Source organism: Pantoea sp. SM3640 (assembly GCF_015654165.1).
GTDB classification, from domain to species: domain Bacteria; phylum Pseudomonadota; class Gammaproteobacteria; order Enterobacterales; family Enterobacteriaceae; genus Pantoea; species Pantoea vagans.
Map to the genome: position 1 here is coordinate 2,554,075 of NZ_CP064872.1, position 24,193 is coordinate 2,578,267.

The following is a 24,193-nucleotide window of genomic DNA, read 5'->3' on the forward strand; positions in this document are numbered from 1 at the left end:
TCTGCATCCTTAACTTTCGCGATAGATAGCGACCTCAGCCGCCTCGCCGACCCGCGCAACGCCCCGGTACATGCCTTCGCTGTTGAACGGCAGCGCCACGTTGCCTGCGCGATCGACGGCAATTAAGCCGCCACTGCCGCCCAGTTCCAGCACGCTGTCATGAATAACGTTAACACTTGCCTGCTGCAACGAGCGTCCGGCGTAGCGCATCTGCGCGGCCACATCGTAAGCCGCCAGCGTCCGCATAAAGACTTCACCGGTGCCGGTACAGGAGACCGCCACGCTGTCGTTGCTGGCGTAGCAGCCCGCGCCCGGCAGCGGCGAGTCGCCGACGCGTCCGGCCTGCTTGTTAGTCATCCCGCCCGTTGACGTGGCTGCAGCGAGGTTGCCCGCCAGATCCAGCGCGACCGCCCCGACAGTGCCGAACTTACGGTCCGGGTCGAGCGGGTCGTCGCTATGTGCGGCACCATCATGGTCCAGCACCGCGGTAGCGCTGTTGAGCGCGCGCTGCAGCTGCTCCCAGCGTTCCGGCGTCGAAAAGTAATCAGGTTCGACCGTTTCCAGCCCCTGCGCCACGGCAAACTGCTCCGCGCCTTCCCCGATAAACAGCACATGCTCGCTTTTTTCCAGCACGGCACGAGCCGCCAGGACCGGATTACGTAATCGCGTTACGCCTGCGACCGCGCCGACATCCAGCGTGCGGCCATCCATAATGCAGGCATCAAGTTCATGGGTGCCCTGATGGGTGAAGACCGCGCCTTTGCCCGCGTTAAACAGCGGACATTCTTCCAACAGTCGTACGGCCTCGGTTACCGCATCGAGTGCACTGCCGCCCTGGGCCAGTATCTGCTGACCCTGAGTGACAATATCGTGGAGCGCCTGACGGTAGCGTTGCTCCTTTTCAGCGCTCATTGCTGCGCGCGAAATCGCACCTGCGCCGCCGTGAATGGCGATCACTGCATTGACCATAACGCTCTACCCTGTGATTGCATCAGGACGAAAAACACTGATTTAAAATGGTTTTCACCCATTTTTGGTGATTTTTGACTATAGAAAGCCTGCTAAGTGTTGTAAAGCGGAAACTGTTCCTGTGGTTATAACCTTTTCTTACCGCCATATTTCACTTTGGTCGCAATGACCGGCAGGCCCGGCCGACGCCGATGTGACTCAGCGACCAATTCCCACCATAATAGGCAGCATCTGAAATAACCAGGCTGGACTGTTCATGGAAAGTTTTACTGCAGGTTTGATCTCCCTTGAGGAGGCGCAACAAAAAATGTTGTCACAGCTGACGCCCGTCACCGACTCACTGAGCGTGCCGCTGGCCGAGGCGGTCGGGCGCATCACCGCAACCGCAGTCACCTCACCGATTGCCGTGCCGCCCTTTGATAACTCCGCGATGGACGGTTACGCCGTCAGGCTGGCCGATGTCAGCAGCGGACAACCGCTTCCCGTGGCAGGCAAGGCCTTTGCTGGCGCACCGTTCAGCGGTGAGTGGCCGCAGGGCAGCGTGATTCGCATCATGACCGGTGCGCCGGTGCCCGCAGGCTGTGAAGCGGTAGTAATGCAGGAGCAGACCGAAGCTCAGGGCGATGCGATTGTCATTACCGCGCCGGTGCGTCAGGGACAGAATATTCGCCTGACCGGTGATGATATTCAGCCGGGCCATGTGGTGCTGGAAGCGGGTACGCGTCTGGGTGCCGCCGAGCTGCCGCTGCTCGCCTCGCTGGGTATCGCCGAGGTCAGCGTGCTACGAAAACTGCGGGTGGCTATCTTCTCCACCGGTGATGAACTTCAGCCGGTCGGTGAGCCGCTGGCAGACGGTCAGATATATGACACCAACCGTTTTGCCGTCTCGCTGATGCTGCATAAGCTGGGCTGCGAAGTCATCGACCTTGGCATTATCAAAGACGATCCCGCTGCTCTGCGCGCCGCATTTGAGGAAGCCGATCGGCAGGCCGATGTGGTGATCAGCACCGGCGGCGTTTCTGTGGGTGAAGCGGATTTCACCAAAAGCATGCTGGAAGAACTCGGTGCCATCAGTTTCTGGAAGCTGGCGATCAAGCCCGGCAAGCCGTTTGCCTTTGGCCGCCTTAACAGCAGCTGGTTCTGTGGCCTGCCGGGTAACCCGGTCTCCGCCGCCGTCACTTTCTATCAACTGGTGCAGCCGCTGCTTGCCACCCTCACGGGCCAGCAGAAATCCGCCTTGCCACCCCGTCAGAAAGTGCGCTGCGCCTCGCGCCTGAAAAAGTCACCGGGCCGGCTCGACTTCCAGCGCGGCATCCTGCGCCAGAACGCACAGGGTGAACTGGAGGTAGAGACCACCGGGATGCAGGGTTCGCACGTCTTCAGCTCTTTCGCCCAGGCGAACTGCTTTATTGTGCTGGAACGGGATCGCGGCAATGTGGAACCGGGTGAATGGGTTGAGGTGGAACCGTTCAACGCCCTGCTGGAGGCGTAAATGCTGCCTGAATTAAGTGATGAGGAGATGCTGCGCTACAACCGACAGATTGTTCTGCGCGGCTTTGATTTTGAGGGGCAGGAGCGGCTGAAAGCCAGTCACGCGCTGGTCGTCGGGCTGGGCGGGCTGGGCTGCGCGGCTGCGCCCTACCTTGCTTCTGCCGGCGTCGGCAATCTGACGCTGCTGGACTTCGATACCGTGTCGCACTCGAACCTGCAACGGCAGATCCTGCATCATGACGCGGATATCGGCCGCGCTAAAGTGGACTCTGCCGCACAAAGCCTGGCCGCCATCAATCCGCACTGCCAGCTGCATCCGGTTAATGGACAGCTGGACGATGCGGCGCTGCTGGCGCTGATTGCCCAACAGCAGGTGGTGCTGGACTGTACTGACAATGTTGCGGTTCGCGAGCAGCTTAACCGGCTCTGCCGACAGCAGCGGGTACCACTGGTTTCAGGCGCCGCAATTCGGATGGAAGGTCAGATCAGCGTATTCAACTGGCAGCCTGGCACCCCCTGTTATCGCTGCATCAGCCGCCTGTTTGGCGAACAGACCCTAAGCTGCGTGGAAGCAGGCGTTATGGCCCCGCTGGTGGGTGTGATTGGTGCGATGCAGGCGATGGAAGCCATTAAAGTGCTGACATCCTTTGGCACGCCCGCCGCCAGCCGGTTGCTGATGTACGATGCGATGAGCGCGGAGTTCCGCAGCATGAAAGTGGCGCAGGACGCGCATTGTGAAGTGTGTGGCGGTGGGGCTAGCAAAACATCAGCTTCCTGAAGCTCGCACAGCTGTGATGCCTGGCCTGCTTCGGAAACACGGTCAGATCGGAAAGTCGCTTAAACCATCCCTGGGCGCTCTGCCCGCGAGATTACGCACCTCATCCCTGAGGTGCGTAGTCGCCCGCGCTGAGCATGCCATGGATGGCGTCCTTTGCGTCTTTGCGAAAGGCGTATGCTCCCTGAGCCTATGCTGAACTTCCCCTGAACCCGCTTATAACCCTTAACTACTGGGTCATAAGCAATGAAATTCTCAGCACCACAGGCCAAAAAAAACGGGGTGGCCTGCGCCACCCCGTTTTTATCAGACGATACCCTGACTGCGCAGGTAATCTTCGTAATTACCGGTGAAGTCCACCACCTTGTCTGCTTTCAGCTCAATCACGCGGGTTGCCAGCGAGCTGACAAATTCGCGGTCATGCGAAACAAACACCAGCGTGCCTTCATACATCTCCAGCGCCATATTGAGCGATTCAATCGACTCCATATCAAGGTGGTTGGTCGGCTCATCCATAATCAGGATGTTCGGTTTTTCCATCATCAGCTTACCGAACAGCATACGACCCTTCTCACCACCGGAAAGCACTTTTGCCGGCTTCTTAATATCATCCTGCGAAAACAGCAGACGACCGAGAATACCGCGAATGGTCTGCTCATCATCGCCCGGCTGTTTCCACTGACTCATCCAGTCAAATACCGTCAGATCATTGGCAAAATCATCGGCGTGATCCTGAGCGTAATAACCAATACGCGCATTCTCTGACCATTTAACCGTGCCATTATCTGGCGTAAGCTGACCCACCAGCGATTTCAACAGTGTTGACTTACCAATACCGTTGGCACCGATTACCGCCAGCTTCTCGCCCACTTCCAGCAGCAGATTTAAATTCTTAAACAGCGGACCGTTATCAAATCCTTTGGTTAATCCTTCCACTTCCAGCGCATTACGGAACAGTTTCTTGTCCTGCTCAAAACGGATAAACGGGTTCTGACGACTGGAGGCTTTCACTTCATCCAGTTTAATTTTATCCATCTGCTTAGCACGTGAAGTCGCCTGACGTGATTTAGAGGCGTTGGCGCTAAAACGACTGACGAACGATTGTAAGTCAGCAATCTGCGCTTTCTTTTTGGCATTATCAGATAACAGACGTTCACGTGCCTGCGTTGCTGCGGTCATATATTCGTCATAATTACCGGAATAAACCCGCAGCTCGCCATAATCCAAATCGGCCATGTGGGTGCAGACCATATTAAGGAAGTGACGGTCATGCGAAATGATAATCATGGTGCTGTCACGCTCGTTCAGCACCTGCTCCAGCCAGCGAATCGTATCGATGTCCAGGTTGTTCGTCGGTTCGTCGAGTAACAAAATATCCGGATTAGAAAACAGTGCCTGCGCCAGCAGCACACGCAATTTAAAGCCCGGAGCGATTTCGCTCATCGGGCCATAATGCTGTTCAACCGGAATGCCGACGCCGAGTAATAATTCACCGGCACGCGACTCGGCGCTATAGCCATCCATCTCACCGTAAAGCGCTTCAAGATCGCCGACTTTATACCCCTCTTCTTCGCTCATTTCTGGCAAAGAATAAATGCGGTCGCGCTCCTGCTTTACTTCCCATAATTCATGGTGACCCATGATAACGGTGTCCAGCACGCTGAATTGTTCAAAGGCGAACTGATCCTGACGCAACTTACCGATGCGCTCGTTGGGATCGTAAGAGACGTTGCCGCCTGAAGGCACCAGATCGCCACCCAAAATCTTCATGAAGGTGGATTTTCCGCTGCCGTTCGCACCGATTAAACCGTAACGATTACCGCCGCCAAATTTAACGGAGATATTTTCGAACAGTGGCTTGCTGCCAAACTGCATGGTGATATTGCTGCTAACTAACACGGCATTGACCTTTGTGAAGAGAATGGATGAAAAAACGGCGGCTATTATGCCAGATGTGACGCAGCGCACGCCAGCGTCAGGCGTGGATTCCTGGCGGGGTGATTGATATCCCGACAGAAATAAAAAAGCCGGAGGACACTAATGGCCCCCCGGCTCCCACTTACAAGGATTGTGTTGATCAATCGATCAGGAAACTGTCCAGGCTTTTACCGGAATCCAGCGCTTTTTTAATCGCTGCCGGGGTGCGCCCCTGACCTGTCCATGATTTCTGCTCACCGTTTTCATCGGTGTAAGAATATTTAGCCGGACGCGGCGCACGCTTGGTGCGTTTTTTTCCGCTTTCCAGCGCACCTAATAATTCATTAGGATCGATGCCGTCAGCCAGCAGCATTTCGCGATATTTAGACAGCTTTTCTTCTTTTTCGCGATTCTGCGTCTCTTCCGCTTCTGCTTCTTCGCGGCGCTCAGTAACAACAACGGTTAATTTTTCCAGGATCTCTTCAAGATCGGTCAGTGGCAGTTCACGAGCCTGGGCACGTAATGTGCGAATATTGTTCAGTACTTTAAATGCGTCACTCATCACAATGTCCTTGATTAAGGGGGGTTAATAAAACTGTAGCGCCAAGATTACCTAATTCAAATAAAAAAATAAATTATTTTTACGCTACAGATAATTCTTAAGTATTAATTCAGACAAAACAGCACTATTAAAATCGGCAGTGCCTGACGTTTTATTAACGCTGAATTAACAACAAATCGTGCTCCGGTTCCATTGTTGAAAACGATTTCAGAGGCTTTATACCGAAAGCTGACCGTTTACCTTATCTACTAAAGTGGGTTTTTACAGCATCATTATTTACGGATGCGCACCTGCTGATAGCCGATTAAAAACATGCTCTGATCGCGATCTCAGTCACACCAGCTTACAGATTATGCTTAAAAATCGCCCTCCAGGACGTTAAATAGCCCAAAATAATTAACGCCCTGATGAATTTTTAATAATGCCCACTGCTATCTGTTAACTTTTTTTTGCCGCTGCGTTTAGCAGCAGAGTCAGATTATTCGCAGTTCCCTCAGCTGTGCATTAACAGTTCTGCCTGACGCAGGCGGAGGAATAGTTGCGCCCGGGTTACCTGCCTGCTCATGAGGCGACTTAAAAAATCCGTTCAGGAAATAAATTCAGAAAGGTGACAGAGTTCAAAAAGCTGAATCAGAATAGACCAGCAACATAAAAATAACGTCGCTTCTCGGTTGCTGAAAATAACCCTGTGCTTATCACGCGTTTATTTTCTGCTGCCTGTGTCGGGCAGAGCGTCGGTGAGACACCTGGCTATTCAACAGGTTAGATAATCATCATTCGCCGGGAGAGGCTGTCGGCCTCTGATGTAATGCTGACAGGAAGAAAGATTAAGGGCGGTTACTGCACAGAGGCAGCGACCGCCAGAGGACTAATTTGCCTGGGTGGCCGGGCCAAATACCGGATATTGCGGCATTTCAACGTTCTGGTACGTTTCCCAACCGCCGCCCAGCGCTTTATAGAGCGCAACTAAATCAAGTGCGCTCTGCATCCGCGCCTGTGTCGCCTGCTCCTGTGCCTGCGCCAGCTGACGCTGTGCATCCAGCACCTCAAGGAAGGTTGAAAGCCCCTGCCGGTAACTGTCGCTGGCGAGATCAAAGGCGCGCTGAAGGGCACCGGTCGTCTCATCCAGCGCAGTGACACGCTGCTGATCGGCGCGATAGCTGACCAGCGCATTCTCCACATCCTGCAATGCCGTCAGCACCGTCTGACGGTAATCCAGTGCGGCGCTGGCCTGCTGTGCCCGGGCGAGTTTGACGCTCGACACCAGCTGTCCACCCTGGAAGATCGGAATCGACAGCGACGGACCGTAACTGTAGAAATGGCTGCTCCAGTTATCCAGATAGCTGACGTCGGTATTGCGCACGCCCAGCTGACCCGTCAGTGACAGGCTCGGGAAAAGCTGCGCCACAGACACGCCAATCTCAGCGGTTTGAGCATGCAGCGTCGCTTCAGCCTGACGAATATCGGGACGACGACGTGCCAGCGTGGAGGGAATACCCACCGGGACAAACTGCGGTAGCGGTGGTAACGCTTTTGGCGTACTGAGTTCAGCATCCAGCGCACCCGGCGTTTTACCAAGCAGCACCGCCAGCCCGTTCATCGCCTGTCGTGCCTGTGACTGATACTGCGGCAGTTGCGCCTGCAGCGTGCTGAGCTGGGCTCGGGCATTTTCCACATCGGTCAGCGGTGCCAGTCCATTCTGCTGCTGACTCTGCGTAAGCTCGGTGGTCTGCTGCGCTACCTCAATCTGCTGCTGCAGCGTCTTAATGGTGCTCTGCGCGCCTCGCAGCTGCAGCCAGGCTCGCGCTACTTCGGCTTCCAGTGAGACCAGCGCATCATTGCGCTGCTCTATCGCCGCCTGCTGCTGTGCATTAGCGGCCTCAACCTGACGGCGCACTTTGCCCCACAGATCAAGTTCCCAACTGGCATCAAAGCTACCCTGATAAAGGTTAACCGGCTGGGTCAGGCCACTGAGCTGGCTGGCCACGTTGCTGTCGAGCTGATCGGTCGCACCATTGGATTCCAGCAAGCCTTTAAGTCCAAGCTGCTGTCGCGTCACTTTGGCCGAACCGCTCAGACTCGGGAACAGACTCCCCTGCGCCTGTGTCAGCTGTTCACGCGCCCCGGCAATGCGCAGCACCGTCTGCTGCAGGCTCAGGTTACCGGCGATCGCCCGCTCAATCAGGCTGTCGAGCTGTGGATCGTTGAAGCTACGCCACCAGCGTGAATTAATGGCGGCAGTTTGCGGTTTTGACGCCTCCTGCGAATCCAGCGTGTTGTAGCTGCCCGGCACGACGGGTTTCGGTGCCTGATAGTCAGGTCCGACGGCGCAGCCTGCCAGCCCCAGGGCCAGCAGTAAACTCAGGGGTTTCAGGCGATGAGAGAAATAAACCTTCATGTTAGTGTGCTCCTGCACTGCCTTCGCTCTTAATCGGCGACAGCAGCCAGCAAAATGGAATCAGAATCAGGGCGACAATACTCAGGCCTGAGAAGACATCGATGTAAGCGAGGATGCGCGACTGCGCAATCATCTCCTGATAGAGCTGTCCGGTTGCCAGCGTAACGGGATCACCCACTGCCGAGGTAAAATCACGTATCGCCTGCGCCCAGTGCTGAAGCGTAATGTTGAACGGCTCGTTCAGCGGCGTCATGTTATGCACCATATGCGCCGAACGTACCTGCTCGCGTTCGGTGATGGCCGCGGTCGACAGCGAGATCCCAATCGATCCGGCCACGTTTCGGAACATGGTAAACAGCGCCGAGGCATCAGCATTAAGCCGCTGTGGAATGGTGACAAAGGCGATAGTCGTAAGCGGAACAAACAGGAAACCCAGCCCAATGGACTGTGCGCTGCGCATCAACACCAGCGTTTTAAAATCGACATTGGGCGTTAAGGTGGAGGAGTAGAGAAACGCCACGGCCAGACAGCTGAAGCCAAACGCGATGATGTATCGCGTCTGCACAATCGGCATCAGTTTCAGCACCAGCGGAATCGTCAATACAATCAGCACCGCGCCAGGCGACAGCACCAGCCCTGACCAGGTGGCGGTGTACCCGAGATCCTGCTGCGCCAGCTGTGGCAACACCACGGAGCTGCCATAGAGAATCATCGCCATCCCAGCCATCAGCAGGCCAGCCACCCAGAAGTTGCGGTCTTTCATCACCAGAATATCGACCACCGGCTTACGGGCATACATCAGCCAGTAGATGGCCCCGACGATACCGACCAGCGCCAGCACCGCGAACAGCACGATAAAGTGTGAAGCGAACCAGTCCTCATCTTCTCCACGATCCAGCATCACCTGCAGGCAACCCAGCCCCAGCGTAATCAGACTGATACCGATGTAATCGATCTTCAGTTTGCCTTTGGCCCATTTACGCTCCCACGGTGGATCTTCCAGCAGTTGATAAATGGCCAGCACGGTCAGCACGCCGACCGGAATGTTGATAAAGAAGACCCAGCGCCAGCTGTAGTTGTCGGTGATCCAGCCACCCAATGTCGGACCAATAACCGGCGCGACAATAATGGCGATAGAGGAGAGACCAAACGCCTTGCCGCGATCTTCCGGCTTGAAGTAGTCCAGCAGCACGGACTGCTGAACCGGCTGCAACCCGCCGCCAAAAAAGCCCTGCAGCACGCGGAATAGAATGATCTGCCAGAGTTCCGTGGCAATGCCGCACAGGAACGAGCAGATGGTGAACATCACGATGCAGATCAGGAAAAACTGTTTACGCCCAAACAGCCGGCTGAAGAACGCAGAGATAGGCAGCACGATGCCGTTTGCCACCAGATAGGAGGTCAGCACCCAGGTTGACTCATCGTAACTGGAAGAGAGCGAACCGGCGATATGTGGCAGCGCCACGTTAACGATGGTGGTGTCGAGGATCTCCATAAACACCGCCAGCGTGACCGTGATCGCCACTAACCACGGATTACTGGCGGGTTTCCAGCTCTGCGCCGTACTCATTCCACCGTTACCTTCGGTTCAACCGAGAGACCCAGCGGCAGCGGATGGTTCGGATCAAGGCCCTTATCAATAACGATTTTCACCGGCACGCGCTGAACGATTTTCACATAGTTGCCGGTGGCGTTCTCTGACGGGAAGGTTGAGAAGCGCGAACCGGAGCCCATCTGAATACTGTCGACATGCCCTTCCAGCTTCATATCCGGCCAGGCATCAACGCTGATGTCCACTTTGTCGCCCGGATTCATCCGTTGCAGCTGAGACTCTTTGAAGTTCGCCGTGACCCAGATCTCAGGTGAGACCAGCGAGAACAGTGAGGAACCGGCCTGCACCAGGGTGCCCAGCTGAACGTTACGTTTAGTGATAAACCCGTCATAAGGCGCACGAACCTGGGTATAGGAGAGATTCAGATCGGCTGTACTTAACTGCGCCTTTGCCTGCTCAACCTGTTGCTGACGCGCTTCAACATTGGTTTCCTGCTGACGAATCTGCAGGGCGACCTGTGACGCAACTTCAACCTGCGCTTTCGCGCTTTGTAACTGCGCCTGCGCCGAACGTAACTGCGCGGATGCGCTGTCGATATTACGCTGACTGGTCGCACGCGGGTCGACGCCACGCTGGCGACGATAATCCGCCTGCGCATTCAGCAGGTTTGCTTCTGCTTTCGCCTGGTCCGCCAGCGCCTGATCGCGCTGTGCCGGATACTGTACTTTTGACAGCGCCAGCTGTGCCTGCGCCTGATGCAGTTGTGCGACCGCTAAGCCAAGCTGCGCATTAGCCTGTTCACGCTGAGCACGGTTATCACTGGGATCGATTTCCACCAGCAGATCGCCCTTCTTCACCCGCTGGTTATCTTTTACCAGCAGTTTCACGACATAGCCGGACGCTTTAGGCGCAATGGTAACGGCATCGCCTTCAGTAAAGGCGTCATCGGTGGTTTCAATATTACGGGTAGAGAACCAGAACCAGAAGCCGACAATCAGCATCACCACCACCACCACCGCCAGAATAATCAGCGGCTTTTTACCGGGGCGTTTACGCTCAGGCTGCTGGTCGTTGTCCTGATTTTCCTCTGACTGACGGCTTTTATCCGTCGCGTTATCTGCGTCCTGCTGGTGTTGATCGCGTTGGTTATTCTCGCTCATAGTTCCCATCACTGGCTAAGGCCCTGATTCCGGGCATAAAGGTCCTGTTAACCTTATCTCGGAAATTGACAAAATCCAGTGCAACTTTACGAAACTTGAGGAATGGCGCACATCCTGCCACTTGATGGGCGTAGCAGGATGCGTCCGTGCTAATGGAGTAACTGCAACAGCAGCCAGCCGCTGGCCATTGACCAGGCCAGCAGAGGAAGGGAAAAGAGATGGAATTGCCACCAGACAGCTTTGTCTTTCGCCATGCGCAGGGCAATCAGGTTAGCAAGCGATCCCGGCAGCAGACCGAATCCGCCAATGTTAACGGCCCAGGCGAGCACATCCGTCGGCGGTACTTTTTGCAGCAGCAGAATCGTTGCCGGGACGTTGCTAATCACCTGCGACAGCCCAATCGCCAGCAGATAGAGCTGTCCCTGGCCAAAATGCGCCACCGCATCAAAGTGCGCCTGCATCACCGGCAGACGCGTCAGCAGGAAGACGTCAATAAACATGGCGATAAATACTGCCAGCAGGCTCCAGTCGATGCGCAGCAGCACCGGACGTGCCATCACCAGGAAAGTGGCGAGGATCAGCAGCAGTATCCAGCCGGTGATCTCCAGCTCCAGACCGGCAATAAACAGCAGGTACAACACGACGCTGACGATAAAAAGCGGCTTCTGCCACTGCGGCTGTTCCGGGTTGTCATGCTTATCAATCGACCGCTTTGAAAAGCTGAACCAGGTTAACACCACCAGACTCAGCAGCAGCCAGGCGGCCAGCGGCAGCATCTGCACGATAAATGCCACCACGCTCAGCTTGCCGTGGCTCCACAACAGAATGTTTTGCGGATTGCCAACCGGCGTCAGCAGCGATCCGGCATTAACCGCCAGCGCCTCAAAAATAATCAGTCGCGAGATAGGTAAACGGGAGAACTTACGCAGCGTCAGCGTCAGCGGCACCAGAATGAACAGCGCCACATCGTTGGTTAAAAACGTCGAGAGCAACGCTGCAGCCAGCACCATAAAGAGTGCCAGCGCCCGTTCATGCCGGAAACGCGCAACCAGCCGTCCCCCCAGCACGTCAAAGTAGCCGCTGGTTTCCAGCCCTTTGGTCAGAATCAACAACCCGGTGAGCGTGATGATGGTATGCCAGTCTACGGCACCGGGCAGAGCGGCCCAGCGGAAATCCGCCAGAAATGCCAGAACTACACCAATCACGATTAGTAAATGCAAAATAGAGTCATGCAAAAAAGATCGAAGCAGTTGAGGCATGGTGAGGGTACGCCTTAGCGTTAACGGGTTTCGGAGAACTTCTTAAATACAGCCAGCGTTTCATCACTGACGTGATGCTCAATACCTTCTGAATCGCGTCGGGCCGTTTCGTGGCTGATGCCTAACGCCAGCAGAAAACTTTCAACAATATGATGACGGGCGCGGCTCTCCTCTGCCAGCTTCTCGCCTTCACCGGTCAGGAAAACACCGCGGTAAGGCACCTGCTCAACCAGCCCGGCACTGCCAAGCCGCTTCAGCATTTTTGCCACGGTCGGTTGCGAAACGCCCAGACGGGCCGCCATATCGACCTGACGCGCTTCGCCAAATTCACCAATCAAATCAGAGATTAACTCAACGTAGTCATCAATTAATTCCCGACGATGCGCTTCACGCACCTGCCGAAAACCTTCGACATGCTCTTCAATATCTTTCAGTGGTCCTTTTGGCGCAGAAACCACGCTTTTAGCACGACGACTCATTAAGCTTCCTCATTATTATTTCCCGTATTGACACTGCTATACGGATTTAGCTGCGCTCATTGTAAACCAGCCGCAAAGAAGCTCAAATTTTTCGTCATTAGGCTTGGCTAAACAATATAGCCAGTGCTATATTTGTTGATAATGTAAGCAGCAAAAGGCGGGATCCCAGTTGATCCTCTGTTGCGCCGGTGTGATGACGTTTCTCACCGCAGGCTGCTGACTACCGCGTCGACAATGATTGGGAGGTGATTCTATGAGCACCCTGAAATGTTGCTTAGATTGCAGCAAATGCTTCCAGGCTGAGAAAAAAACAACCACGGAGATGAAATCCTGGCTGTGCCTGCTGACGCGTTCCCCGTTCACACTGCGTCTGATGTTAATTGAGAAACTGCTGGGCCATAAGCCTGCCGATCGTCGCTGCCAGAATCTGATCTGGCGCGGCTAATCCTGCTTCAGCGCCTTTCAGCCAGCGACTGAGAGGCTCACTTCCCTCTTTCTTCATCCCTTTTCTTATTTGCCTACGAAATCTGTATGCCTTACGGCATTAACAGCTACGGCTGGTTATCGGCTGCGGATAGCAGAAGCCATCGGATATCGGTTCGGGGTGAAAGGCGAGCGGGGTAAAATCAGCACAATAAAAAACGGCCCACAAGGGGCCGTTTTTTTGCAGGTCAGCTAAGCTAAACTTAGAAGCTGTAACCTACGCCAGCAATCCAGGTGCCAACGTCAACGTTACGGATACGGCTCTGCTCGTAACCAACGTCCAGCGCAACGTCCTGAATTGGGTTAAACTGCAGACCTGCACCGTAGGAGAAGCCTACGTCGCTTGAATCAGTTTTAGCGCGTGATGCAGTATCGTTCTGCTGGAATTTACCGTAGCCGATACCCACAACACCGTAGATGCTAGCCCAGTCGTTCAGACGGAAAGCTGGACCACCGGTCACACCGTAGTACTGGCCTTTATTGTAGATGCCAGCTTCGGTACGATCTTTTTCAGTGTAGGTGAATGAACCGATCCAACCCAGTGGGTTAGAACCGTCTTCGTAGCGGTATTTCAGGTTGAAGCCGTTAGCTTTGTTAGCCACGCCCTGATAGTCGCTCTGAGCATAGCCACCAGTTACGGTGCTCTGTGCCATTGCTGAACCTGCAGATACTGCCAGTACACAGGCTAATGCTGAAAGACATGCAATTTTTTTCATAACCACCTCAAATGTGAAAATACTTCTCTCCTGACAACGCTGAAAATATAACAAAAAATAGCGAGAAACTCTGCCCGGATTTTGTTGTCTAACAGAAAGTTTGGTGTAACAGGAAGTTAATGCGACATCCTATGTCATTCATTTTTCTTATAAAATCCGTCATCTTTCTGCAATAATCATTTTGTGCTCATTTCGTTCTTTAAGTTAAATCCTAAAAAATCCTGACATTTCTTTACCTAAATGGCCCTGATTCTGGCCAAAATTTGCTCAGTTAAGTCAGATTTAAAACGCGATTCCGTGATTCTTTGCCCGCTATTTCCTTTACACTGGCTGACTCATTACGTTTTTGACCAGGAAAAGTACACAGGATGTCTGCCTCTCCCGCTTCCAAAAATCTTGCCCCGATAGTCATGCCGATTGCCGTGCTACTGATTGCGATGCTGTCGCTGCAGGGCGGCGCTTCGCTGGCAAAAAGCCTGTTTCCTTCTGTAGGTGCCACTGGGATTACCGCACTGCGCTTAGGCTTTGGTACCCTGATACTCTGCGTCATTTTCAAGCCCTGGCGTTTACGCTTCAGCCGGGAGCAGCGTCTGCCCCTGCTGATGTATGGACTGGCTCTGGGCACCATGAATTTCACGTTTTATCTGGCGATTCGTACCGTGCCACTGGGCGTGGCGGTGGGACTGGAATTTACCGGCCCGCTGGCGCTGGCGCTGTTTGGATCGCGCCGGCCACTGGATTTTGTCTGGGTGTTGCTGGCGGTAATTGGCCTGTGGTTCCTGCTGCCGTTTGGTACAGACATGACCGCGATTGACCCGCTGGGCGCAGCGCTGGCAGTGGGTGCAGGTGCTTGCTGGGCGATCTATATTCTGGCGGGACAACGGGCAGGTGCAGAGCATGGCCCCGCAACGGTAGCCATCGGTTCGTTGATCGCCTCGGTCATTTTTGTGCCGCTTGGGCTGACGTTCGCCGAAAGCGGCATCTGGACATGGGCGGTGATGCCGATCGCGTTGCTGGTCGCGCTGCTTTCCAGCGCCATTCCCTATTCACTGGAGATGATCGCCCTCACCCGCTTACCGGCGCGCATTTTCGGCACGCTGATGAGTCTTGAACCCGCCATGGCCGCCTTTTCCGGCATGCTGTTTCTGGGGGAAACGCTGACCGGACTTCAGTGGCTGGCGCTGCTGGCCATCATCATCGCCTCAGCCGGTTCAACACTGACTATGCGTCCGAAAAAGAATCAGTTAAGCAGCGTTGAATTATCAGACGACAGGCATAAATAATCGATTTCAGCCCGCCACGCTGGCGGGCGAAATAACAATCATGCTCAGCATGAGAATTATTCTTAACCGCTGCGCTTTACGGCTCATCCTATTTTGAAACAGTCACTTACCTGTTATTTACAACTGCTTATAATGTTATGATTTAAATGACTATTTAATAATAGTTATATTTTAACATAGCTTTAACCTTACCCGTCCAGCCCGGCCTTTAATAAAGACACACGCTATTTCATCCATCGTCAAAGTCGTTTCTGCAAAGCTCAAAAGCGCTGCTATACTTATCCGGTACTTGATTAGGACAACCATCAAAGAGAGGACTGAAACGATGAGTACCGCTAAATTGGTTAAAACGAAATCTTCTGACCTGATTTATACCCGCAACGACGTGGCCGAAGATGAGAAGAAAGCCACCATCGCGGTGTTAAACCGTCTGGTAGTCGAGTTTATTGACCTGTCATTGATCACTAAGCAGGCGCACTGGAACATGCGCGGTGCTAATTTTATCGGTGTGCATGAGATGCTGGATGGCTTCCGCACTACGATTACTGACCATCAGGACACCATTGCCGAGCGTGTGGTTCAGCTGGGTGGCGTGGCGCTGGGCACCACGCAGGTTGTGAATGACAAGACTCCGCTGAAAAGCTATCCGCTGAATATCCACAGTGTGCAGGATCATCTGAAAGCGCTGGCAGACCGTTACAGCGTTGTGGCGAACGATACCCGTAAAGCGATTTCAGAAGTAAAAGACGAAGATACCGCTGACATCTTTACTGCGGCATCGCGCGATCTGGACAAATTCCTGTGGTTCATCGAAGCCAACATTGAATAACACGTATTGCACTCAATCAGGCGGGGAAACCCGCCTTTTTTACGTCTGTGTTACCGCAATTTTATGACCCTGTTAACAGTTCTTCCCTCCCCCGCTTCACAGCCTTAACATCTGAGGCAAACTACCGCTTGCACCAAAACAGTTACCTGCACCAAAGTTGAGCACCAATAAGGTGCAATGGCAGAATTAACTGCAAAATCGTGTCAGCTGTGTTATTTAACTCTCTGATTTCGCGGATTTTGCAAAGTTGGCATAATTCTTTCATATGACAAGCCGCAAACGCAGGCCCTGCCGCCTGGTAGTAAAAAAGGAAAAATGATGAAGTCACTGTTAAAAGTTTCTGTGGCCGCGCTGGCGCTGGCCTTCTCTCTCTCTTCCACTGCAGCAGAAAAGAAGCTGGTCGTCGCTACCGATACCGCCTTTGTTCCGTTTGAATTCAAACAGGGTGACAAATATGTCGGTTTTGACGTGGATCTGTGGGATGCCATTGCGAAAGAGCTGAAGCTCGATTACACCCTGAAGCCAATGGACTTCAGCGGCATTATCCCTGCACTGCAAACGCGCAATGTCGATCTGGCACTGGCGGGTATCACCATTACCGAAGAACGTAAAAAAGCGATCGAGTTCTCTGATGGCTATTACAAAAGCGGTCTGCAGGTGATGGTGCGTAACAATGAAAACAACATCAAAGGCATCAGCGATCTGAACGGCAAAGTCGTCGCAGTGAAAAGCGGCACCGGCTCTGTGGAGTACGCCAAAGCCAACATCAAATCGAAAGATCTGCGTCAGTTCCCGAACATCGACAGCGCCTACATGGAGCTGGGCACCAACCGTGCAGACGCGGTGCTGCATGACACGCCAAACATCCTGTACTTCATCCACACCGCGGGTAAAGGCCGCTTTAAAGCGGTAGGCGATTCGATTGAAGCGCAGCAGTATGGCATCGCCTTCCCGAAAGGCAGCGACGATTTACGTGAGAAGGTAAACGGCGCACTGAAAACCCTGAAAGAGAACGGCACCTACAACACGCTTTATAAAAAATGGTTCGGCACTGAACCTAAATAATAATTTGCCCGTTATCTGATTTCAGCAGGGAAACTTTTTCCCTGCTTTTTTCCATCGCAACATATCTGGAGTGACACCATGGAGTTTGACTGGAGCGTCATCTGGCCCGCCATGCCAGCGCTGCTCGAAGGCGCCAAACTGACCTTAATTATCTCAATCATTGGCCTGGTTGGCGGCCTGTTTATCGGGCTGGTGGCCGGTTTTGCCCGCGCTTACGGTGGCTGGATCACCAATAACATCGCCCTGGTGTTTATCGAAATCATCCGTGGCACCCCTATCGTGGTGCAGGTGATGTTTATTTACTTTGCGCTGCCGATGGCATTCCCTGACCTGCGTATTGATCCTTTCACCGCCGCCGTGGTGACCATCATGATTAACTCCGGCGCGTATATTGCCGAGATCACCCGTGGTGCCGTGCTGTCGATCAACAAGGGATTCCGTGAAGCCGGACTGGCGCTTGGCCTGTCGAGCCGCGAGACACTGCGCTACGTGATTATGCCGCTGGCACTGCGTCGTATGCTGCCGCCGCTGGGCAACCAGTGGATTGTCAGCATCAAAGATACCTCACTGTTTATCGTTATCGGCGTGGCCGAACTGACACGTCAGGGTCAGGAGATTATTGCCGGTAACTTCCGCGCTCTGGAAATCTGGAGCGCCGTCGCGATCATCTATCTGGTGATTACGCTGGTGTTGAGCTTTGTGCTGCGCCGCATTGAGAAAAGGGTGAAAATCCTGTGATTGAATTTAAAGATGTCTCCAAGCATTTTGGCCAGACCCAGGTGCTGCACAATATCGATCTGAAGATTAACCAGGGTGAAGTGGTGGTGATTATCGGCCCATCCGGTTCCGGTAAGTCGACGCTGCTGCGCTGCATTAACAAGCTGGAAGAGATCACCAGCGGCGAGCTGATTGTTGATGGCCTGCGCGTTAACGACCCGAAAGTCGACGACCGTCTGATCCGTCAGGAAGCGGGTATGGTGTTTCAGCAGTTTCATCTGTTCCCACAGATGAGTGCGCTGGACAACGTCGCTTTCGGTCCTATCCGGGTGCGCGGTGCCAGCAAAGAGGCAGCACGCCAGCTGGCACGAGAGCTTCTGGGCAAAGTAGGTCTGGCAGAGCGTGCGCATCACTTCCCGTCCGAGCTGTCCGGCGGCCAGCAGCAGCGTGTGGCGATTGCCCGTGCGCTGGCGGTCAAGCCGAAGATGATGCTGTTTGATGAGCCAACCTCTGCGCTGGACCCGGAGTTACGTCACGAAGTACTGAAAGTGATGCAGGATCTGGCGGAAGAAGGCATGACGATGGTGATTGTGACGCACGAAGTGGGCTTTGCGCAGAAGGTCGCCTCGCGTCTGATCTTTATCGACAAGGGCCGGATTGCGGAAGATGGCGATCCCGACAGTCTGATTAGCAATCCCCCCAGCGAACGTCTGCGCGAATTCCTGCAGCACGTATCCTGATCAAAACGGGCCGCTTAGCGGCCCGTTTTGATTGTTGGCAAAGTCTGCCCTGCCCAGCTGTGAGACCGACCCTGCGAAGGGAACACGGGCAGATCGGAATGTCGCTTAAACCATCCCTGGTCGCTCGTCCCGCGCCGTCCATGGCGCGGGACGCTTTCCTCCTCTGTCCGTGTTCCCTGCGCTATTAGCTAATGTGTTGCTGCCAGAGCAACCCTGATTGGGTTTGTCAGCAGTCTGAAACGGCCGCATCGCAGCCCGTCCTTTTTTCTCAGCAGAGAGATTCCTGTTACCTGCGTAATGAGATGCCTCAGTTCCCCAGGCGACTCAGCAGCTTGCTGCGCTGTGCGGCAGGCATAAAACTCCACGCCAGGAAGCGGCTCTGCTTCTGACCCTGCGCCATATTCACCACCCGCACCTCTTCGACGTCGAGCGCCTGCAGCTGTTTTTCCAGCGCCGGTAAATTCTCTTTGCGCGAAACTAATGAAGTAAACCAGCCAATCTGGCGACCAAACGCCACGCTCTCGGCGATCATCTTGCCGATAAACGCCTTTTCGCCACCGGGATACCACAGCTCATTGTGCTGCCCGCCAAAGTTAAGTGGCGCACTTTTATCCAGCCCGAGATTGCGCACTTTACGCTGCGATCCCGAGGACGCCTCTTCAGCCGACGCGTGGAACGGCGGGTTACACATCACCGCGCTGAAAAATTCATTTTTGCTGACCACGCCCGCCAGCACCGCATCGCTGTTTTTCTGACGACGCAGACGGATCTGGCGCGTCAGGCGTGGGTTAGCCGCGACGATGCGGTTAGCGGCTTTGATGGCGGCTTCATCAATTTCGGTGCCGGTAAAGCGCCAGCCATATTCCGCCGCACCAATCAGTGGATAGATGCAGTTTGCGCCGCAGCCGATATCCAGCACGTCCGCCGCCGGGATCGCGCCGTTGTTGTCCAGCGCCATCAGATCGGCCAGGTAGTGCAGATAATCAGCGCGTCCTGGCACAGGCGGGCAGAGTGAGCCGGGGGCCAGTTGCCAGTCGATGTCATAAAACAGTTTGATGAGCGCCTGGTTCAGCAGCATTACCGCCTCCGGGTCCGCGAAATCCACGGACTGCACGCCATAACCGTTAGGCCGGACTTTCGCCACCAGCGGCGGATGGGCAGCGGTTAGCGCGGCAAAATCGTATTCGCCCTGATGGCGATTGCGGGCGTGGAAGGGCGACGTGCTGGCTGACTTTTTCATACGTTCTCTCAATTATTCAGGCGCGCGTACAATACGCTGTAGGCGGCGGAAAATAAACCCGCACCATCCGCTTACCTCTTTCCGATTCCGTCGGGTGATGCTGTCGGGCTAAGATAAATAAAATCATCTGCTGGAGACGTTATGACCCGGAAACGCTATTCCTATCAACCCCGTGCTGGTCACGGACTGCCGCACGATCCGCTGAACGCCATCATCGGGCCGCGCCCGATTGGCTGGATTAGCTCTGTCAGCGCCAGCGGTCAGCACAATCTGGCCCCTTACAGCTTCTTTAACTGCTTCAACTATCATCCGCCGATTATCGGTTTCGCCAGCAGCGGCTGGAAAGACAGCGTGCGGAATATTGCAGAGACCAAAGAGTTTGTCTGGAACCTGGCGACCCGTCCGCTGGCCGAAGCGATGAATGAAAGTTCTGCCTCGCTGCCTGCCGATCAGGATGAGTTCGCCTTTGCCGGGCTAACGCCGCTGGCCGCTTCACAGGTCAGTGCCAGCCTGGTAGCGGAAAGCCCGGTCAACTTCGAGTGCCGCCTGACGCAACTCATTCAGCTGCAGGATGCCAGCGGTAACCTGCTCGACAGCTGGCTGGTGATGGGTGAAGCGGTGGCGATCCACATCGATGAATCGCTGCTTGAAGAGGGCATCTATCAGACCGCCAAAGCCGAGCCGATTCTGCGCGCGGGCGGACCCAGTGCCTATTACGGGATCAGTGAAGCGCAGCGCTTTGATTTAGTCCGCCCGGACGCACGCCGCAAATAATCCTCACTCCATAAGCGCATCGGCCCGGTGCGCTTTTATCTGCGCCACCGCGCGGGCAATGTCGGGGGCCAGCCAGCGATCCTGCTGCCAGCGATCAACCACCTGCCGCAACAGCTGCCAGGCGCGCCGCGTGCCCGCTGCCAGCTCTGATTCACCATGAAACTCCAGCGCCTGCGCCGCCAGCAGATACTCAATCGCGATAATGTGATCGACATTGCTGACCAGCTTCAGCAGTTTCAGCGCCGACCCGGTGCCGAGGCTCAGATGATCCTCCTGTAATCCCGATGTGACATAGTTATCGAGCACCGCAGGCTGCGCCAGCTGACGGTTTTCCGCGCAGAGTGATGCCGCCACATATTGCGCAATCATCATGCCGGAATTGACGCCAGGCTCCGCAACCAGAAACGGCGGCAGGCCGCTGACAAGCGGGTTGACCAGCCGATCCAGCCGTCGCTCAGCAATACTGCCCAGCTCCGCCAGCGCAATCGCCAGCAGGTCGCAGGCCATCGCCACCGACTCACCGTGCGGATGTGACTGCGACACCACGCGCCAGGCCTGTGGCGTGCCCAGAATCAGCGGATTGTCGGTACAGGCGTTGAGTTCGGTCTCCACCTGACGGGCGGCATGGTCGAACTGATCGCGGCAGGCACCGTGCACCTGCGGCATCGACCGCAGGCTCAGCGAATCCTGAGTCCGGATGCCGACGCTCGCGTTCAGCAGCGGGCTGTCACGTAACAACTGGCGCAGACGTTCGCCGCTGCGCTGAATCCCCGGACTGGCCTTGAGCGCCAGCACCTCAGGGTCAAAGGCCACCAGCTGTCCGCGCAGCGCCTCAAAGCTCATTGCGCCGGTAACATCCGCCCAGTCCAGCAGACGTTCAGCATCGTCCAGAGCCAGACAGGCTAAGCCGGTCATGCAGGGCGTGCCGTTAACCAGGCTCAGCCCCTCTTTTGCGCCAGGCCGGTAAGGGGCTAACCCCGCCTGTTCCAGCGCCTGCTGCGCCGGGATGATTTCGCCACGCCACTCCACCTCGCCAATACCAATCAGCGCCAGGCCGATATGCGCCATATGGGTCAGATAGCCCACCGATCCCTGCGACGGCACCTGTGGCGTAATCTGCAGATTCAGCAGCGCCAGCAGCTGCTGCACCAGCGCCACTGAGACACCCGATTTGCCGTGGCTGTAGTTAGCAATCGCGGCGCACAGAATGGCGCGCACCTCCGCTTTTTTCAGCACCGGTCCGACGCCGCAGGCATGGCTCATCAGCGTATTGCGCGACAGCTGGCCCAGCTCATCTTCAGACAGCGTGATGTTACAGAGCGCTCCCAGCCCGGTATTGATACCGTACGCCACCTGCCCCGCCGCCACGATGTTGCCGACGATTTCACGACTCTGCGCGATGCGCTGCCAGGCGCTGTCGCTCAGCGTCAGGGTGGCACCGTGCCGGGCAACCTGCACCAGTTCCTGCCATTTGAGCGGACCATCGCCCCAGACCCGCCTCTGCTTCGTCACGCCACTCATACCACCGGCTCCACCTGATGATGACTGGAGATAAACTGCTTAAAGCGCGTCGAACCGGCCTCGCCGAACATCGCCTCTGGCGTGCCCTGACAATCAATCGTGCCCTGATGCATAAACACCACCCGGTTTGAGACGTTGCGGGCAAAGCCCATCTCGTGAGTGACCACCAGCATGGTCCGCCCCTCTTCCGCCAGGCTGCGCATGACCTTCAGCACCTCGCCCACCAGTTCCGGGTCCAGTGCTGACGTCGGCTCATCAAACAGCATCACCTCCGGGTCCATTGCCAGCGCACGGGCGATTGCCACCCGCTGCTGCTGCCCCCCCGAAAGCTGGGCGGGATAGAAGTCTTTGCGATTCAGCAGACCAACCCGATCCAGCAGCTGTTCCGCCTGGGCGATGCAGGCTTTTTTATCGCGCTTCAGCACGTAGTGCGGCCCTTCAATGACATTCTGCAGCACGGTGAGATGCGACCAGAGGTTAAAGCTCTGAAACACCATCCCCAGTCGGGAACGCAGCCGTTCAATCTGCCGCGGATTGGCTGCCAGCTGATGCCCGCGTGCATGGCGCTTCATCTCGATGGTTTCACCGCCGACGCTGACCACGCCGGAATCGGGCGTCTCCAGCAGGTTAATGCAGCGCAGCAGCGTACTTTTGCCCGATCCGCTGGCACCAAGAATGGAGATGACATCGCCCTTGTGCGCCTGCAGCGAGATGCCTTTCAGCACCTCCATGGCACCAAAAGATTTATGGATATCGCTGGCCGACAGCGTGACGGGTTGCAGTTCAGACATTTTTCTCTCCTCCGGTAATCGGCTTAGCGGTCAGTAACGGCTTTTTTTCCGGTTTATGTACCGGCGTCAGACGCCGCTCCAGCAGGGCATAGAGTTGAACAATAATGAAGTTGAGGATCAGGTAGATCGCCGCCGCACAGAGAAACACCTCCATGGTGCGGTAGGTGCGCTGAATGATCTGCTGCGCTACCCCGGTGACATCCCACACCGTCACCAGACTGGCCAGCGCGGTCGATTTCACCAGCAGGATCGCTTCGGTAGAGTACGCGGGCAGCGCGTAACGCAGCATCACCGGCGCGATAATCCGTCGCAGCAGCAGCCCGCGCGACATACCGCAGGCCATGCCCGCTTCCACCTGACCGGGCGGCACCGCCAGCAGCGCGCCACGCAGAATCTCCGCGGTGTAGGCAGCGGTACAGAGCGACAGTGCCAGCACTGCGCAGGTAAAAGGCTCTCGCAGGAACGGCCAGAAGATGCTGTGACGGATCACGCCAAACTGCCCCAGACCGTAGTAGATCAGGAACAGCTGAATCATCAGCGGCGAGCCGCGAAATACCAGAATGTAACCACGGGCAAACGCGCTCAGCACCCGCCAGCGGCTCATGCGCAGTGCCAGAATACCTACTGCCAGCACGCCTCCGCAGAGAAACGCACTGATAAACAGGCCCAGCGTGACCGGCAGTGCAGCGCTGAGTTTAAGGAAGGTGTCAGTGAGGAACGCAAAATCGATCATAAGTCTCCTTAATGCTGCGCAGCGGTGCGGCTTTGCCAGGCGCGGCCAAGACGGGATTCGGCGCGCAGAAAGGCGCGGTTCGACAGCAGCGTCAGCAGCAGGTAACAGGCTCCGCCCACCAGGTAAAAGGAGAAGTAGTCACGGGTCGAACCGGCCGCAATCTGGCTGGCCCGCATCAGCTCGACAATGCCGGTCACCGACACCAGCGCCGAATCTTTCAGGCTCATCTGCCAGACGTTTGACAGGCCGGGCAGCGCATAGCGCGCCACCTGCGGCAGCAGAATGCGTTGCCGGATGCGCCAGCGCGGCATGCCAATCGCGACAGCGGCTTCAATCTCCCCTTTCGCCAGTGCCAGTCGTGCGGCGCGGTAGACTTCCGCCTGGTAAGAGCCGGAGATAAGCCCGATAGCCAGCGCCCCGATCAGAAATGGCGGCGCTTCGATAAAGCCGTCCGCGCCAAACAGCTGTCCGATCTGCGTGATCAACCCCGATCCGCCGAAGTAGAACAGGTAGATCACCAGCAGCTCAGGAATGCCACGGAAGATCACCGAGTAACCTTCCCCCAGCCAGCGCACCGCCCGGTGCGGCGATAACTTTGCGGCAGCAACGCCCGACCCCACCACCGCGCCAACCAGCAGCGCGGCAAACGACAGCAGCAGCGTGGTCAGCGTGGCACTCAGAATCAACCGTCCCCAGCCGTCCGGGCCAAAACTCAGCAGGCTTATCATCCGTTACCTCT

At 55.6% G+C, this 24,193-nt stretch carries 23 protein-coding genes; 9 read left to right on the plus strand and 14 right to left on the minus strand.

Annotation, left to right across the window (positions count from 1 at the left end; all coding sequences use genetic code 11):
• Positions 1-9 precede the first annotated feature (9 nt).
• Complete coding sequence (locus tag IV493_RS11885; RefSeq protein WP_195857185.1) at positions 10-969, minus strand: isoaspartyl peptidase/L-asparaginase family protein; 960 nt, start codon at positions 967-969, stop codon at positions 10-12.
• A 256-nt stretch (positions 970-1,225) separates the two neighbouring features.
• Here IV493_RS11885 and moeA point away from each other — a divergent pair, with 256 nt between their 5' ends.
• Together moeA and moeB are read left to right on the plus strand one after the other, a co-directional pair.
• A complete protein-coding gene (gene moeA / locus IV493_RS11890) occupies positions 1,226-2,461 on the plus strand; it encodes a molybdopterin molybdotransferase MoeA (protein WP_230299969.1) in 1,236 nt (411 codons plus the stop codon).
• Complete coding sequence (gene moeB / locus IV493_RS11895) at positions 2,462-3,238, plus strand: molybdopterin-synthase adenylyltransferase MoeB (protein WP_195857186.1); 777 nt, start codon at positions 2,462-2,464, stop codon at positions 3,236-3,238.
• A 303-nt stretch (positions 3,239-3,541) separates the two neighbouring features.
• On the opposite strand, the gene IV493_RS11900 is transcribed toward moeB, so the two are convergent.
• From IV493_RS11900 to mntR, 7 genes are all read right to left on the minus strand, one after another.
• Entirely contained in the window at positions 3,542-5,134 is a 1,593-nt protein-coding gene (locus IV493_RS11900) for an ABC-F family ATPase (protein ID WP_033782451.1), read from the minus strand.
• A gap of 178 nt (positions 5,135-5,312) precedes the next feature.
• Positions 5,313-5,714, minus strand: a complete 402-nt coding sequence (locus IV493_RS11905) for an H-NS family nucleoid-associated regulatory protein (protein WP_003850507.1) — start codon at positions 5,712-5,714, stop codon at positions 5,313-5,315.
• Between the two features lie 868 nt (positions 5,715-6,582).
• On the minus strand, positions 6,583-8,112 hold the full coding sequence (locus IV493_RS11910) for an efflux transporter outer membrane subunit (RefSeq protein WP_195857187.1): 1,530 nt from the start codon (positions 8,110-8,112) through the stop codon (positions 6,583-6,585).
• 1 nt (position 8,113) lies between these two features.
• Positions 8,114-9,682 (minus strand): DHA2 family efflux MFS transporter permease subunit, encoded by a 1,569-nt coding sequence (locus IV493_RS11915; RefSeq protein WP_013357256.1) that lies wholly within the window; start codon positions 9,680-9,682, stop codon positions 8,114-8,116.
• Positions 9,679-10,824 carry an HlyD family secretion protein gene (locus tag IV493_RS11920; protein WP_033782445.1) on the minus strand — a complete coding sequence of 382 codons (1,146 nt, stop codon included), beginning with the start codon at positions 10,822-10,824 and terminating at the stop codon, positions 9,679-9,681. The genes IV493_RS11915 and IV493_RS11920 overlap by 4 nt, the downstream gene beginning before the upstream one ends.
• Before the next feature lie 149 nt (positions 10,825-10,973).
• Positions 10,974-12,083 (minus strand): SLC13 family permease, encoded by a 1,110-nt coding sequence (locus IV493_RS11925; RefSeq protein ID WP_095707474.1) that lies wholly within the window; start codon positions 12,081-12,083, stop codon positions 10,974-10,976.
• A gap of 20 nt (positions 12,084-12,103) precedes the next feature.
• Positions 12,104-12,562: a manganese-binding transcriptional regulator MntR gene (gene mntR, locus IV493_RS11930; RefSeq protein WP_163842972.1), complete on the minus strand. Its 459-nt coding sequence runs from the start codon at positions 12,560-12,562 to the stop codon at positions 12,104-12,106.
• Between the two features lie 253 nt (positions 12,563-12,815).
• On the opposite strand from mntR, the gene IV493_RS18680 reads away from it, so the two are divergent.
• On the plus strand, positions 12,816-13,007 hold the full coding sequence (locus tag IV493_RS18680; protein ID WP_033782439.1) for a hypothetical protein: 192 nt from the start codon (positions 12,816-12,818) through the stop codon (positions 13,005-13,007).
• A 241-nt stretch (positions 13,008-13,248) separates the two neighbouring features.
• Here IV493_RS18680 and ompX read toward each other — a convergent pair whose 3' ends face one another.
• Positions 13,249-13,761: an outer membrane protein OmpX gene (gene ompX, locus IV493_RS11940; RefSeq protein WP_013357252.1), complete on the minus strand. Its 513-nt coding sequence runs from the start codon at positions 13,759-13,761 to the stop codon at positions 13,249-13,251.
• Between the two features lie 368 nt (positions 13,762-14,129).
• Between ompX and rhtA the strand changes: the two genes are divergently transcribed.
• The 5 genes from rhtA (at position 14,130) to glnQ (ending at position 18,395) form a co-directional block, all read left to right on the plus strand.
• On the plus strand, positions 14,130-15,044 hold the full coding sequence (gene rhtA, locus IV493_RS11945) for a threonine/homoserine exporter RhtA (protein WP_013357251.1): 915 nt from the start codon (positions 14,130-14,132) through the stop codon (positions 15,042-15,044).
• Between the two features lie 325 nt (positions 15,045-15,369).
• Complete coding sequence (gene dps / locus IV493_RS11950; protein ID WP_013357250.1) at positions 15,370-15,873, plus strand: DNA starvation/stationary phase protection protein Dps; 504 nt, start codon at positions 15,370-15,372, stop codon at positions 15,871-15,873.
• A gap of 318 nt (positions 15,874-16,191) precedes the next feature.
• Positions 16,192-16,938, plus strand: coding sequence for a glutamine ABC transporter substrate-binding protein GlnH (gene glnH, locus IV493_RS11955; protein WP_013357249.1), 747 nt, complete (start codon positions 16,192-16,194; stop codon positions 16,936-16,938).
• Positions 16,939-17,016: 78 nt separating this feature from the next.
• Positions 17,017-17,676 carry a glutamine ABC transporter permease GlnP gene (glnP, locus tag IV493_RS11960; RefSeq protein WP_013357248.1) on the plus strand — a complete coding sequence of 220 codons (660 nt, stop codon included), beginning with the start codon at positions 17,017-17,019 and terminating at the stop codon, positions 17,674-17,676.
• On the plus strand, positions 17,673-18,395 hold the full coding sequence (gene glnQ, locus IV493_RS11965) for a glutamine ABC transporter ATP-binding protein GlnQ (protein WP_010254327.1): 723 nt from the start codon (positions 17,673-17,675) through the stop codon (positions 18,393-18,395). The genes glnP and glnQ overlap by 4 nt, the downstream gene beginning before the upstream one ends.
• 307 nt (positions 18,396-18,702) lie before the next feature.
• Here glnQ and rlmF read toward each other — a convergent pair whose 3' ends face one another.
• Positions 18,703-19,635 (minus strand): 23S rRNA (adenine(1618)-N(6))-methyltransferase RlmF, encoded by a 933-nt coding sequence (gene rlmF / locus IV493_RS11970; RefSeq protein WP_195857188.1) that lies wholly within the window; start codon positions 19,633-19,635, stop codon positions 18,703-18,705.
• Positions 19,636-19,776: 141 nt separating this feature from the next.
• Between rlmF and IV493_RS11975 the strand changes: the two genes are divergently transcribed.
• Positions 19,777-20,409 (plus strand): flavin reductase family protein, encoded by a 633-nt coding sequence (locus IV493_RS11975; protein ID WP_013357246.1) that lies wholly within the window; start codon positions 19,777-19,779, stop codon positions 20,407-20,409.
• Between the two features lie 3 nt (positions 20,410-20,412).
• Here the strand turns inward: IV493_RS11975 and hutH are convergent, their stop codons facing one another.
• From hutH to IV493_RS11995, 4 genes are read right to left on the minus strand one after another with little or no spacing between them, the layout of a single operon-like run.
• Positions 20,413-21,930 (minus strand): histidine ammonia-lyase, encoded by a 1,518-nt coding sequence (gene hutH / locus IV493_RS11980; RefSeq protein ID WP_195857189.1) that lies wholly within the window; start codon positions 21,928-21,930, stop codon positions 20,413-20,415.
• The gene (locus IV493_RS11985) at positions 21,927-22,721 is read right to left on the minus strand and encodes an ABC transporter ATP-binding protein (RefSeq protein ID WP_013357244.1); all 795 of its coding nucleotides are present in this window, start codon (positions 22,719-22,721) and stop codon (positions 21,927-21,929) included. The genes hutH and IV493_RS11985 overlap by 4 nt, the downstream gene beginning before the upstream one ends.
• Entirely contained in the window at positions 22,714-23,454 is a 741-nt protein-coding gene (locus IV493_RS11990) for an ABC transporter permease (RefSeq protein ID WP_095707478.1), read from the minus strand. The genes IV493_RS11985 and IV493_RS11990 overlap by 8 nt, the downstream gene beginning before the upstream one ends.
• 8 nt (positions 23,455-23,462) lie before the next feature.
• Positions 23,463-24,182 carry an ABC transporter permease gene (locus IV493_RS11995; RefSeq protein ID WP_013357242.1) on the minus strand — a complete coding sequence of 240 codons (720 nt, stop codon included), beginning with the start codon at positions 24,180-24,182 and terminating at the stop codon, positions 23,463-23,465.
• Between the last annotated feature and the right edge of the window lie 11 nt (positions 24,183-24,193).